This is a genomic window from Ferrovum sp., from assembly GCF_027317285.1.
GTDB lineage: Bacteria > Pseudomonadota > Gammaproteobacteria > Burkholderiales > Ferrovaceae > Ferrovum.
This window is the reverse complement of sequence record NZ_DAHVHV010000025.1, coordinates 1-12,751: the sequence shown is the minus strand read 5'-3', so window position 1 is coordinate 12,751 and position 12,751 is coordinate 1. Positions and strand designations below refer to the sequence as shown.

Genomic DNA, 12,751 nt, shown 5'->3' with positions numbered 1-12,751 from the left:
CGAATGTCTGAGCGATTAGCGATAGACGGGGTGACGCTGACAGAGTGTGCCCACTTCCGCGAGTACGCGTTGCAGGACGCTGTCATCCTCTGGAGCCTCGAGCAGGTCGCTGATCAGGTGGGAGACCTTGCGTGCCTCGTTGTGGCCGAAACCCCGGGTGGTCAGGGCCGGTGAACCGATTCTGATTCCGGAGGTGACGAAGGGTTTTTCCGGATCATTGGGAATGGCATTCTTGTTGACCGTGATATGGGCCCGTCCCAGCAGTGCCTCGGCGGCTTTGCCCGTGATCTGGCGGGCACGCAGGTCCATCAGGAAGAGATGGCTTTCCGTGCCGCCGGAAACGATGCGCAGGCCACGCTCGATGAAGGTCTCCGCCATGGCTTGCGCATTGGCCTTGACGCGCTTCTGGTAGGACTTGAACTCGGGTTTGAGTGCTTCGCTGAAGGCGGTGGCCTTGGCTGCGATGACATGCATCAGGGGGCCTCCCTGAATTCCCGGGAAGATCATCGAGTTGATCGGTTTTTCAAACTCGGCAGAGGACAGGATGATCCCCCCCCGCGGGCCGCGCAGGGTCTTGTGGGTGGTGGAGGTGACGAAATGGGCAATCCCGACGGGACTGGGGTATTCACCCGCTGCGATGAGACCGGCATAGTGGGCCATGTCGACCATGAGATAGGCTCCCACGGCATCGGCAATGGCACGAAAACGGGCCCAGTCGATGACCATGGAATAGGCCGAGGCGCCCGCCACGATCATCTTGGGTTTATGTTCCTGGGCCAGGCGTTCCACTTCGTCGTAATCGATCCGCTCCGTGTCGGGATGAAGACCGTAACTCACCGACTTGTAGAGCTTGCCGCTGAAATTGACGGTGGCGCCATGGGTCAGGTGTCCCCCATGGGCCAGGGACATCCCGAGGATCGTGTCGCCCGGCTGGAGCATGGCCATGTACACGGCGGCATTGGCCTGGGAGCCGGAATGGGGCTGGACGTTGGCGTATTCAGCGCCAAAGAGTTGCTTGACGCGATCGATGGCCAGTTGTTCGGCCAGATCGACAAATTCGCAGCCGCCATAGTAACGCTTGCCAGGATATCCCTCCGCATATTTGTTGGTCAGAACGGAACCCTGCGCCTGCAGGACGGCAGGACTGGCATAGTTTTCCGAGGCAATCAACTCGATATGGTCTTCCTGCCGGCGATACTCTTTCTGGATGGCCTCCCATAATTCGGGGTCCGTATCGGCAAGCAACTTTCTGGAATCAAACACGACAAATCCTCCAAGGGGGTAACAATGACTATCATTTTGAGCATGAAGCCTCTATTCTAGCGACTTTCGACCCTTCTGTGAAAATTTATAACGCCTGTTATGAAAAATAATACCACCCCCTCCTTCGCAAACGAGCGCGTGTTCCTGCGTTCCCTTTTTGAATCCGCCGTGACCGCTGCGGACCCTCATCGGGTACTTCCTTCCTTTCTGCCAGCCGTTCCACGCGGGCGCACGGTGGTGGTGGGTGCCGGCAAGGCGGCGGGGGCCATGGCCCAGGCGCTGGAACAGCATTGGACGGGTGCCCTGGGGGGCGTGGTGGTGACGCGTTACGGTCACAAGGTTCCCACCCGTTTCATCGAGGTGCTCGAAGCCGCCCATCCGGTGCCGGACGAGGCGGGACAACGGGCCAGCCAACGGATTCTCGAAGCCGTTCAGGGATTGACGGCGGATGATCTGGTGATCTGCCTGATCTCCGGGGGAGGCTCTGCCCTGCTGGCGGCACCGGCACCGGGATTGACCCTGGCGGACAAGCAGACCATGAACCGGAGTTTGCTCAGAAGCGGCGCCACCATTACCGAAATGAATTGTGTGCGCAAGCATCTTTCGAGTCTCAAGGGCGGACGTCTGGCCCTGGCCTGTTATCCGGCCCAGGTGGTCACCCTGCTGATTTCCGATGTGCCCGGCGACGACCCTACCGTGATTGCCTCCGGCCCCACGGTGGCGGATCCCACCACCTTTGCCGAGGCGCGTGCGATTGTGGAGAAATACGGATTGCAGGATCAGGCACGGGCTTACGCCCATCTCTGTGCCGCCCGGGAAGAAACGCCAAAGCCGGGCGATCTCCGCCTGGCGCGGACTTTGACCCATCTCATCGCGACCCCCCAGCATTCCCTAGAGGCGGCTGCGGCCGTCGCGCGGGCAGCCGGGGTCACCCCGGTGATTCTGGGCGACAGCATCGAGGGGGAGGCGCGTGAAGTGGCGAAGGTCATGGCGGGCATTGCCCATCAGGTGAAGCGGCATGGCCAGCCGGCAGCACGCCCCTGCGTCCTGCTGTCGGGAGGGGAGACCACGGTGACGGTACGGGGTAAAGGGCGGGGAGGGCGAAACGTCGAGTTTCTGCTGGCATTGACCCTGGCTCTGCGGGGCGAACCGGGGGTATTTGCGCTGGCAGGCGATACGGACGGCATCGATGGGACCGAGGATAACGCCGGGGCCGTGGTGCTCCCGGATACCTGGGCGCGCGCGGAACATCTGGGACTGAAGGTGGCCGATCATCTGGCCGACAATGACGGCTACGGTTTTTTTTCGGCGTTGGGTGACCTGGTGATCACAGGGCCCACCCTCACCAATGTCAACGATTTCCGCGCGCTTCTCATTCGTTGAGATTTCGGGGGATGGGGGTTCCCTGAGGGAGGGAAGCAGGCGATAATTCCCCGTTTCATTTTGCGATGGGTGACGAATGGTTTCATCGGATATCGGCAGGGTGCAACGGGAATTCGCGGGTTGCGAGGAAAACGCCCCGCCCGCGACCCTGCCCGCCTGGCTGGCTTACCTGGATCGTATCCATCCCCATGCCATGGATCTGGGGCTGGAACGGGTCGGTCAGGTGCGCGACCGGCTTCGCCTCTTCCCTTCCTACCCGATTCTGATGGTGGCGGGCACCAACGGCAAGGGGTCCACCTGCGCTTATCTGACATCGATCCTGAAGGCGGCGGGCTATCGGGTGGGAACCTACACCTCCCCTCATCTGGTGCGCTACAACGAGCGGGTGGTCGTGGACGGGACCCCGGCCTCCGATGCCCGGCTCTGTGCCGCTTTCGCCCGGATCGAAGCTGCCCGCCAGGAGATCAGTCTGACGCCCTTTGAATTCGGTACGCTGGCGGCAGTGGATATTTTTCAGCGGGCGCAGGTGGATGTGGCGGTGCTGGAGGTGGGGTTGGGTGGGCGCCTGGACGCGGTCAATCTGTTCGAGCCTGCCGTATCTCTGCTGACCGGGATCGCCATGGACCATGAAACGTGGCTGGGCGCCACCCGGGAGGCGATCGGCGCAGAAAAGGCGGGGATTTTTCGTGCCCGGGTCCCTGCGCTCTGCGCTGATCCGGACCCTCCGCGCAGTGTGTTGGAGCACGCAGTTGCATTGGAGACTCCGCTCTGGCTGTGGGGACGGGATTTTACGGTGGAAAGACAGGCGCAAGGGGGGTGGACCCTGTATTTGCCCCACCAGACCTGGTCTGACCTGCCGGCACCTTCCCTGCGCGGAGACTTCCAATACCGCAATGCCGCCCTGGCGCTGGCAGCGCTGCAACGCCTGCCGGTGCGGGTGACGCCGGAGCAGGGCCGGCGCGGGATTTCGGGCGCGGTGCTGCCGGGGCGTTTCCAGACCTTGCGCCTTTCGCCCCAGGTGATTCTGGATGTGGCGCATAATCCACAAGCTGCTCAGGAACTGGCGCATAATCTGGAAAAGGCGACCTGCGCCGGGCGGACGCGTCTGGTTCTGGGCATGCTGCGTGACAAGGATCAGGCGGGGGTGGTCCAGGCCCTGGATTCCGTGGTGGATGACTGGTATCTGGCCGACCTCCATGAAGCGCGCGGGGCTTGTCGGGCGGAGATGGAACCGGCGCTGCGGGGGATACGGGGGTCCGTGCAGTGGCATCCGTCTCCCGAGCAGGCCTATGGCGTGGCCTGCGCCGCAGCTGCGGCGGAAGATCGGGTGGTGGTGTGCGGGTCCTTCGTGACGGTGGGCAGAATCCTGGCTTTGCAGGAGAGGGGCCCGGAAATGAAGGAAAATTCTCCCTGAAGGGAGGGGAAAACGCGAATCGAGGAGAAAAAAATGGTGGGTCGGAAAATCTGTGTCGTGGTGATCTCGGGGACCCTGGAACGCTTGCAAGCGGCGGCCATGCTGGCTTCGGTGGCGGCGGTGAGCGGTCAGGAAGTCCTGGTCTTTCTGTCCATGAATGCCTTGCCCCATTTTATCAAGGGGGCAACGGCAGAGGCCCCGCACGAGGGACCCATGGGCGATTTGATGAAAGCCCGGAACGTCCCGGAATTCAAGACGTTGTTTGAACAGGCCATCGAGTTGGGGGGAGCCCGTCTTTATCCCTGTTCCATGGCCATGGATGTGCTGGACATCGGTTCCGGGCAACTGGAGGACTATCTGGGGGAAGCCACCGGATTGACCAGATTGCTGACCGAGGTTCAGGACGGGCAGGTCTGGACTTTTTGAGGGAGAATCACTGATGGAAAGAAAAATCGTGGATGGCAAGGGGAGTTTTTGTCCGGGGCCGCTGATGGAACTGATTGCGGCCCTGAAGCACAGTCAGATCGGGGATGAACTGGAAGTATTGTCCACGGACAGGGGGTCGGCCAATGACATTCCCGAGTGGGTGCGCCGGGTGGGACATGACTATGTCTCCACGACGGAAAACGAGGGTGTCTGGCATATCGTGGTGCGCAAGACGAAATAGGCAGGCGCATTCCACCGGGTTTTTCGGGGCGCAGGGTTTCCAACATACTTTGAAGCGGGAGGGGGCATGAAGATTCTGATTGTGGGTGGCGGAATGGGTGGGACGATCCTGGCAAACAATCTGGCGCGTCGTCTGGTTCCGGAACTGAAGGCGGGCAAGGCGGAAATCACGATGCTGTCGGCTTCGGACAAGCACATGTACCAGCCGGGTCTGCTGTATCTGGCTGTGGGACGCATGACCCCCGATGAGTTGTACCGGGATCAGGCCAGCCTGCTGGAATCGACCATCCGTTTTCATGTGGATCCGGTGGAAGAGTTTCACCTCGATGACCAGCACGTCAAAACGCGCAGCGGGCGAGTCCATGCTTACGACATTCTGGTGATTGCCACCGGTTCGCGCATGTATCCGGAAGAAATTCCGGGTCTGGCCGAGCATGCCGAAACCTTTTACACGGAAGCCTCGGCACTCAAGATGTTCAAGCGCCTGCAGTCCTTTGAGGGGGGAAAGGTGGTGATTGCCGTGGGGGTTCCCCACAAGTGTCCCATGGCCCCGCTCGAAATCACCTTCATGCTGCACGATTACTTCAAGGACCGGGGGCTCCTCGACAAGGTCCAACTGCATTACACCTACCCCATCAATCGCGTACATACCCTTGAAAACGTGGCCAAATGGGCCGCGCCGGAAATGGACCGGCTGGGCATCACGTACGAAACCTTTTTTAACATGAAGGAAGTGGACGGCGAGAAAAAAGTGCTGCTGAGCGAGGAAGGGACCGAAGTTCCCTATGACCTGCTGATCACCATCCCCGCCCATCGCGGCATGGAAGTCCTGGAAAGGAACAATCTGGGGAAGAATGGCTGGGTCCCTACCCACCGGGGCAAACTCAACATGGAAGGACGCGAGAACGTTTTCGTGCTGGGGGACACTACCAATATTCCCATCAGCAAGGCTGGTTCCACGGCTCATTTTCAGGCGGATACCCTGGGAGAGAATATTGCCGCCCTGATCAAGTTGGGCGCGCCGGTGCGGGAATATGACGGCAAGGTCTTCTGTTTCATCGAGACGGGCAAGGATCGTGCGACCTATGCCATGTTCAACTACCAGACTCCTCCTTCGCCCCAGCCCCCCACCAAGGCAGTGCACTGGTTCAAGATGGCCTACAACAAACTCTACTGGGTTTCTGCCCGTGGCTTGCTTTGAGCGGAGGGGATGATGATGACGGAACTCAAGGAATCAACCGATTTTTCGTCCGCAGAGGCAGAACATCTGGTGACTGCGGCCCGGGATGCGCTGAGCGACGACGTGGTCAGTCGTCTTGCGGGGTTTTGTAGCGAGGGGATGGACCTGATGGATCGGGTCCAGCGCTCCGGTCTGGCCCAGGCCATTCCGGTTCTTGCCGACATGGTCGATAACGGGGATCTGGACAGGATGCGTCAGTTGGCACGGGTCTACCAGTCATTTCAGGATGCCCTGACCGATGAAATGGTGGGACGGCTGGCGGAAACGGTGGGGGAGGGGCTGTCCCTGCTCGACCGGTTCAATCGCGGTGGCGGTGGGCGACTGCTGCAACTGCTGGAGCGTCTGGAAGCCACCGGCGCACTGGAAAAAATCCTCCAGAGCCTGCCTGCGCTGCTCGATAAACTGGACCGGGTGGTCGGCTTGCTCAATGGCCTGGAGGCCGCCAGCACAGTCAAACAAACTCCGGCCGGGGGCGGATTGGGCGGGTTGTGGAACCTCATGACTCAACGGGAAACCCAGCAGGCCCTGCAATTTTTGACGACCTTGAGCGAGCAGATGCGGGCCGAATGCGCCAAGGGATGATCTGTTCCCTGGTGGGGGTATAGGAGACCGTATTTGAGGCATTCTCGTGGTTGGGGTCCGCTTTTGGGCCTGGTGGTGCTGTCACTCACCTGGGGTTACAGTTGGGTGGCCGCCAAGGAGGGGCTGGGTTTTGCCGGGCCGCTTCATTTTGCGGCGCAGCGTTCCGTTCTGGGGGGACTGGCCCTGCTTGCGCTGCTTCCCCTGACGGGGCGCCCCTGGCGTTGGCAATTCCCCAGGGAAACTCTGACCATCGGGCTCATCCAGGTTTCCGGTTTCATGCTTTTCCAGACCTGGGCGCTGGTGACCGGCGGCCCCGGAAAAACGGCCGTATTGATCTTTACCATGCCCGTCTGGACGCTCCTTCTCTCGGGCCTGGTGCTGCGCGAACCGGTGCGCGGGGCGCAATGGGTGGCGGCTGTCCTGACCCTGGGCGGGTTGCTGCTCATCATCGAACCCTGGGAGATGCATACCAGCCTGGTCAGTAAATGCCTGGGGCTGCTGGCGGCCTTTTGCTGGGCGGTGGGCACCTTGCTGGTCAAGCGGTTGCGTCAGCGGCATGAGGTGGACCTGCTCAATCTGACAGCCTGGCAAATGGCGTTGGGGGCCCTCCCCCTGGTGGGCGCGGCAGTTCTGATTCCAGAGCGGGCGACGCACTGGACCTGGACCTATGGCGCCATTCTGGCCTTCATGGCCCTGGCCAGTACGGCCCTGTGCTGGTGGCTATGGCTCTACATCCTGGACCGGGTTCCCGCCTGGGAGGCCAGTCTGTCGGTGCTGGGTACGCCCGTGGTGGCGATCCTGTCCTCGCGCTGGATGACGGGGGAGTCTTTCCACCGGTCAGAAGTGGGCGGGATTTTACTGATCGGTTCCGGTCTTGCTTTTCTGGCTTTCATTGGGTGGCTGAATGGTCGCCGGGCAGGGCGATCTGCGCCGGTGGGCGGCGCAGACGAAGCGATCCGGAGTCAACGAACCGGATAGAGTTGTCGGGCCAGTTCAAAGGCCGTGAAAAGTACGGGTTGATGGATGAGGTAGAGGATCAGGCCATGGCGTCCCATCCACTGGATCCCCCGATCGGGGGCCGGGCAGGGGGCGGACGTGCTTGGCGGGCGGGATGCCCAGGGCTGGATCCCCATCCACATGCCCAGCCACAGGACCCCTATCCAGGGCAGGAGCGGGGCATAATCCTCGGTGGCTGGTTTATGGGCGGCGAGCCCGATCCAGTTGAGCCAGCGTGGGTCCATGGCCGTTATGCCCCATTGTCCTGCCCCCAGCGCCAACAGCCCCAGGGGTAGCAATTTGCCGCGCAACCCGAGCAGGGGACGGCTGATGAGGGTGGCGAGCCAGTAGAAGTGCAGAACGCCGAAATAGATCCAGCGCGCGCCGAACAGTGCATAGGTCACCCCGCTGACCAGCAGGGCTCCCAGCCCCAGCTGGAAGAGACGACGGCGTTCCCGGTGGGCCGGACGGTGGGCGCTGAGGGCCAGGCTGATCCCGGAAAGGAATACGAAGAGCGTGACGATCAGGGTACGCCAGGTGGTCCAGAAGAACGACCCCAGCAGGTCGAAGTGAGTAAAGCCGAAGTAGGTGGCATCATAGCAGCCATGAAAGAGCACCATCATGACGATGGCCAGACCCCGTCCCCGGTCAATGTAGGCGAGGCGGGGCAAACACGGTTCCTTTGGGGAGCGACGGAACGGTCAGGGTCAGGGTCTCTTCCTGCCCGCCCCGGGCCAACGTGACGCTGCGCTTGTCCACCCGAACCAGATACACGCCGGGCAGCACTTCCTGGCCTGCTTGCCAGGCGCGAACCGGTTCTCCTTGCGGGGCCAGCAACGCCACCCCGCCGCTGGTCGACGTGATGATTCCCCATACATGGATGGGGAGGTTGACCACCGGCGCAGAAAATACCGTTTCCCAGCGGCGTTCGCCGGTCTCGGGCGGCAAACTTCCGGAGCGGGGGGCCAGGTGAGGCAAGGGACGCGCCAGTTGCACTCCCCAATAGCCGACCAGGGCCACGACCACCAGCCATCCGCCGACCTCCACCCCATGCGGCAGTAAGGGATGGGAACGCTCAAAGTTCATTTTTTTCATCTGGCCACCTTACCTGAAAGTTTTTGTGATGCCAAGACCCGAACTTCCGGCGCCAGGTTTGGCGCCAACTGGTTCAGTGCCTGCCCCCCTGACGGTATCCGTTTGCGGACCGGCAGACTTGCGGGATTGGTGTATTGGATGTATGGTCCGATCTTCCTTTATGCATGCCAGGGATGAGGTGGAATACCGTGAAGAAGGGGACAGAAGTGCTTCGTGAAGAAAAGGTCAGGAGGGGGTCCCGATGTCTTCGGGCGCGGGGTTTTACCCTGATCGAAATCATGGTGGTGATGGTCATCATTGCCATTCTGGCCGGGATGATCGTGCCCCGGGTCATGAATCGTCCGGATCAGGCGCGCAGGTTGGCGGCCCGTCAGGATATTGCCAGCATCGTGCAGGCCCTGAAGTTGTATCGCCTGGATGTGGGGCGTTATCCCACGACCGAGCAGGGGTTGCAGGCGTTGGTCAAACAACCCGCGCAGGAACCGGTGCCCAGCAATTGGATGCAGACCCTGGACACCCTGCCCAGGGACCCCTGGGGGCACCCCTATCACTATTCCAATCCCGGTCAGCACGGCGAGATCGATGTCTGGAGTCTGGGCGCAGACGGGCAGCCAGGAGGAGAAGGCAATGATGCCGATATCGGCAACTGGGACTCCTGAGCGAGGTTTTACCCTGATCGAGGTGCTGGTGGCCCTGTTCGTCATGGCCGTGGCACTGGCAGCGGGAATGCGCGCCCTGGGGGGGGTGACCCATCTCGGGGAGGCGGTGCCGGAACGTCTGGCGGCGCAATGGAGTGCGACCAATGCCCTGAACGAGTTGCGTTTGAGCCGGCAATGGCCTGCCGTTGGGGGAAGTGACTTTGCCTGTCCGCAAGGGCGTTTCATGCTGAATTGCCATGAAAATGTGCAAGGAACTCCCAATCCTTCCTTTCGTCTGGTGGAAGTGACCGTGTTTCTGGAAGGGGGCGGACAGGTCCTGGCGCGGGTCAGTACCGTGGTGCCCCTCAGCCCGGCTCAGGTGTTGTAGGATGCGTGGGTTCACCTTGGTGGAAGTGATGATCGCTGCCCTCCTGATGTCGATCATGGCGCTCATGTCGTGGCGCGTGCTGGAGTCGATGACGCGCACCCAGGCCACCCTGCACGTGCGGGGGTTGGCGGTGGAGGACACTCAGGCCCTGTTCAACCAGTGGCAACGGGACTGCCATGCGCTGCTCCCTCCCGATCAGTGGGTTCTGGGCGTGCCGGTTCATCTGGGCACCCGGCAGATGGCCTGGATGGTGCATGAAGCGGGGGCAGTGCGGGTGGTCAGTTACGCCCTGGTAGGGGGAGTCGTGCGACGGGCGGTATCCTCCGCCCTCACGACGCGCGGGGAATTGAATGGCGTATGGCAGGCGGTACTGCAGGGTGAGTTGCCCCGGGATTCGGGGGGGCAGGCGAGCGCCGGGGTCGTGACGGGGGGGGTGGACCTGCAGGATCAGGCATGGCTGGGGGGACAAGGCTGGGTCGATGCCACCCAGGATCCGGCTCTGAGCGTGCAGTCGGTGCGGGTGCGCGGTCTGGCTCTGGAGATTTTTCTGGGGGGAACAGCGGCCCCCCTGCGTCAGGTTTGTCTGACCGGGCAGGATTGATGAAACGGGAACGGGGTGCGGCACTATTGATGGCCTTGCTGTTGGCCATTCTGGTGGCTGTGCTGGCCAATGGCATGATGCAGGACGAACAGAGGCGGATGAAATTGCTCGATAACCAGCGCGTGCGCGATGAAGCGGAACAGATGGGAGTGGGCGCGCTGGACTGGGCCCGGCTCATTCTGCGCGAGGATTTGCTGCACACCGGGGCAGTGGACCATCCGGGTGAGGTATGGGCCGTGCCCATCACGGACATTCCTCTGGAAAGCGTGACGGGCGGCGGCGCCTCGGGTATTCGCCTGTCCGGGCGTATTTTCGATGCCCAGAGTCGCTTCAATCTGATGTCGCTGGTCACGGTTGCGAACGCGGGTGCTGATCCGGGCTGGGTCGGCGCCACGGCCATCGATCCTGATGGCGTGGCTGTTTTTCAGCGCTTGTTGCAGTCCCTGGGACTGGATCCGGCCGTCGCCCCCGTGATTGCGGCCCAGATACTGGCCAGTCGTTCCTCTGCGTTGCCCGCCGCCGTGCCTGCTTCCACGCCCGACCCTTTCCCCGCCCGGCAGGTCACCGATCAGAGTGCGGGTGCTCCCCTGCCGCTGGGTACCGTGGGTGAACTGCGTACCTGGTTTCCAGATGCCGACGCGGCAACCCTGGCCCGGCTGGAATCCTGCCTCGTGCTCTTGCCCCGCCCCACCCGGGTGAATGCCAACACGGCTTCGGCCAGCGTGCTGGGTGCGGTGTTGGGCGTGGATCCCGGAACCCTGGCCGGCCTGCTGCAGGCCCGTCAGCAGCAGGTCTTCAGCGATCCGACCGACCTGCAACGGCGGGTGAATACCCTGTTGCCCAACCTGGGGTCTTTTCCGGTCAGCCAGTTGGGGGTCGGTTCGGATTATTTCTGGGTGCTGGAGGAGTTGCGTCGCCCCGGCGCAGTGCAACGACTTCAGGCGCTGGTGGCACGTCATCAGGGGGTGGGGCAGATGACTCAGGTCCTGGAATGGCACCGGGGTTGGGCGCCCGGTATGGATTTGACCGGGGGCGCATGAGCGTGACGACCTGTCGGGTGATCCTGCCCCACAAGCCTTTGAACCTGCCCTCCACGGAATGGCGTTGGGTCCCCCTGCCGTTTTGTCTGCTGGGGGGCGAGGGGCAGGTCCTGCGCTCGGGATGCGCACTGCCCCACGAATTGCCGGAGGCCCCCCTTCATGAATGGATTCTGCCTGCGGCGGCGGTCACCCGTCTCTTTGTGCCGGAGTCATTGCTGGCCGGGATTCCCCAGGCACGGTGGCGCGAAGCCCTACCCAATCTGCTCGAGCCCCAGATGTTATGGCCGGTGGAGGAGTGTCACTGCGCTCTTGCGTCAGCCCCGGATGCCTTGGGCAGACGGGTCGTGGCGGTGATGGAACGCACCTGGATGAATTTCATTCATGGGGCATTTTCCGGTCGGACTGGAAGACTGGTCCTGTCTTCCAGTCACGATTGGGCACCGGTCGGGTGTCGGGGGGAGTGGGTTTTTCCGGTACTGGACCCCGCGGAAGAAGGAAGTCTGCGGTGGTGGCGAGAGGCCGCAGGGGAAGGAGGCGGCGTACGCGGACGGCGGGAGGAAATGGGGGCGCTGCCCTGGGAAGAAGGACTGGATCCGTCTCCGGTCTCGCTCATGGAGCGCCTGGCGCAGCTAGCCCCGGCTCCTTCCCTTCTCGATTTATGTCAGTTCGAATGGGCTGCACGCGGTTTGGCGCGCTGGGGGCCGGCCTGGAAGAGCGCCCTGATTGCGGTGGGGACGGCGGTTCTGGTGGCTTTCATGGGGTTGTATCTGGAATGGGGCAGACTGGCCTGGTCTGCCCATGACCTGGTGGGGGAGGAAAAGCGGATCCTGGCGCAACGGGGCTTGTCCGATTCCGTTCATGGCGCTGTCGCTGAATGGGTCCATGCCTGGGTGCAGCGTTCCCGGTCTGCCACGCAGGACGGGTTGCAGGGCGAATTTCCGCGCCTGACCGGACAACTGGTGACCCTACTGGCGCAGCAGCCGGGTTTGGTGCCGGTGGGATTGGTTTATCGTGCCCACCGTCTGGAGGTGCATTTCCCGGCGGGGACGATGGTGGCCTCTGGGTTGGGCGAGGCAGCGAACCGCCAGCATTTGCGCTGGCAGAGTGGGGGGAAGGATACCTGGTTTCTCGAGGAGGTACAGCCGTGAGGGCGGCGGGGGAATACATCGACATCCTGCGGGTCCGCCTGGAGCAAGGCTGGGGCGCTCGCCAGCCAAGGGAACGTCAACTTCTGGGGGTGCTGGCGGGCATATTGCTGGCGGCTGTTTTGCAATTCCTGTGGACCCGGGGCTGGGAAGGCGTGGCCCGGCTGGAGCAGGCGTTGCCGGGGCTGCGTCATGATCTGGAACTTTTGCAGGGGCTGGGCGCACCCGTCCAGCCCCCCCGGGCGCTCCCCCCCCAAGCCTTGCTCGACGTGTTGCAGCGTCAGGGACGGCTTTTGAACG

Annotated in this window: 16 protein-coding genes; 13 read left to right on the top strand and 3 right to left on the bottom strand. The window is 62.5% G+C overall.

Annotation, left to right across the window (positions count from 1 at the left end):
* Window positions 1–15: 15 nt before the first annotated feature.
* On the bottom strand, window positions 16–1,263 hold the full coding sequence (gene glyA, locus M6F29_RS06940; RefSeq protein WP_297455919.1) for a serine hydroxymethyltransferase: 1,248 nt from the start codon (window positions 1,261–1,263) through the stop codon (window positions 16–18).
* A gap of 99 nt (window positions 1,264–1,362) precedes the next feature.
* On the opposite strand from glyA, the gene M6F29_RS06935 reads away from it, so the two are divergent.
* The 7 genes from M6F29_RS06935 to M6F29_RS06905 all read left to right on the top strand — a co-directional run bounded on the left by M6F29_RS06935 (window position 1,363) and on the right by M6F29_RS06905 (window position 7,526).
* Entirely contained in the window at window positions 1,363–2,646 is a 1,284-nt protein-coding gene (locus M6F29_RS06935; protein WP_298158151.1) for a glycerate kinase type-2 family protein, read from the top strand.
* Between the two features lie 76 nt (window positions 2,647–2,722).
* The gene (gene folC / locus M6F29_RS06930) at window positions 2,723–4,060 is read left to right on the top strand and encodes a bifunctional tetrahydrofolate synthase/dihydrofolate synthase (RefSeq protein WP_298158149.1); all 1,338 of its coding nucleotides are present in this window, start codon (window positions 2,723–2,725) and stop codon (window positions 4,058–4,060) included.
* Window positions 4,061–4,093: 33 nt separating this feature from the next.
* Entirely contained in the window at window positions 4,094–4,486 is a 393-nt protein-coding gene (locus tag M6F29_RS06925) for a DsrE/DsrF/DrsH-like family protein (protein WP_298158146.1), read from the top strand.
* A 13-nt stretch (window positions 4,487–4,499) separates the two neighbouring features.
* On the top strand, window positions 4,500–4,727 hold the full coding sequence (locus M6F29_RS06920; protein ID WP_297477110.1) for a sulfurtransferase TusA family protein: 228 nt from the start codon (window positions 4,500–4,502) through the stop codon (window positions 4,725–4,727).
* Between the two features lie 66 nt (window positions 4,728–4,793).
* Window positions 4,794–5,927 (top strand): NAD(P)/FAD-dependent oxidoreductase, encoded by a 1,134-nt coding sequence (locus M6F29_RS06915; RefSeq protein WP_298158144.1) that lies wholly within the window; start codon window positions 4,794–4,796, stop codon window positions 5,925–5,927.
* Between the two features lie 9 nt (window positions 5,928–5,936).
* The gene (locus M6F29_RS06910) at window positions 5,937–6,548 is read left to right on the top strand and encodes a hypothetical protein (protein WP_298158142.1); all 612 of its coding nucleotides are present in this window, start codon (window positions 5,937–5,939) and stop codon (window positions 6,546–6,548) included.
* A gap of 33 nt (window positions 6,549–6,581) precedes the next feature.
* The gene (locus M6F29_RS06905; RefSeq protein WP_298158140.1) at window positions 6,582–7,526 is read left to right on the top strand and encodes a DMT family transporter; all 945 of its coding nucleotides are present in this window, start codon (window positions 6,582–6,584) and stop codon (window positions 7,524–7,526) included.
* Here M6F29_RS06905 and M6F29_RS06900 read toward each other — a convergent pair.
* Complete coding sequence (locus M6F29_RS06900) at window positions 7,511–8,215, bottom strand: heparan-alpha-glucosaminide N-acetyltransferase (protein ID WP_298158138.1); 705 nt, start codon at window positions 8,213–8,215, stop codon at window positions 7,511–7,513. The two genes, M6F29_RS06905 and M6F29_RS06900, sit on opposite strands and share 16 nt — an antisense overlap.
* On the bottom strand, window positions 8,193–8,639 hold the full coding sequence (locus M6F29_RS06895; protein WP_298158136.1) for a hypothetical protein: 447 nt from the start codon (window positions 8,637–8,639) through the stop codon (window positions 8,193–8,195). The genes M6F29_RS06900 and M6F29_RS06895 overlap by 23 nt, the downstream gene beginning before the upstream one ends.
* A gap of 188 nt (window positions 8,640–8,827) precedes the next feature.
* Here M6F29_RS06895 and gspG point away from each other — a divergent pair, with 188 nt between their 5' ends.
* The 6 genes from gspG to M6F29_RS06865 form a co-directional block, all read left to right on the top strand.
* On the top strand, window positions 8,828–9,298 hold the full coding sequence (gene gspG, locus M6F29_RS06890; protein ID WP_521401710.1) for a type II secretion system major pseudopilin GspG: 471 nt from the start codon (window positions 8,828–8,830) through the stop codon (window positions 9,296–9,298).
* A complete protein-coding gene (gene gspI / locus M6F29_RS06885; protein WP_298158113.1) occupies window positions 9,267–9,665 on the top strand; it encodes a type II secretion system minor pseudopilin GspI in 399 nt (132 codons plus the stop codon). Before gspG ends, gspI begins: the two co-directional genes overlap by 32 nt.
* Window position 9,666: 1 nt before the next feature.
* Window positions 9,667–10,266 carry a PulJ/GspJ family protein gene (locus M6F29_RS06880; RefSeq protein ID WP_298158110.1) on the top strand — a complete coding sequence of 200 codons (600 nt, stop codon included), beginning with the start codon at window positions 9,667–9,669 and terminating at the stop codon, window positions 10,264–10,266.
* The gene (gene gspK / locus M6F29_RS06875) at window positions 10,266–11,306 is read left to right on the top strand and encodes a type II secretion system minor pseudopilin GspK (RefSeq protein WP_298158108.1); all 1,041 of its coding nucleotides are present in this window, start codon (window positions 10,266–10,268) and stop codon (window positions 11,304–11,306) included. The genes M6F29_RS06880 and gspK overlap by 1 nt, the downstream gene beginning before the upstream one ends.
* Window positions 11,258–12,454 carry a type II secretion system protein GspL gene (gspL, locus tag M6F29_RS06870; protein ID WP_298158106.1) on the top strand — a complete coding sequence of 399 codons (1,197 nt, stop codon included), beginning with the start codon at window positions 11,258–11,260 and terminating at the stop codon, window positions 12,452–12,454. The genes gspK and gspL overlap by 49 nt, the downstream gene beginning before the upstream one ends.
* The coding region (locus tag M6F29_RS06865; protein ID WP_298158104.1) for a type II secretion system protein M at window positions 12,451–12,751 on the top strand (301 nt) is incomplete at its 3' end. The genes gspL and M6F29_RS06865, both read left to right, overlap by 4 nt.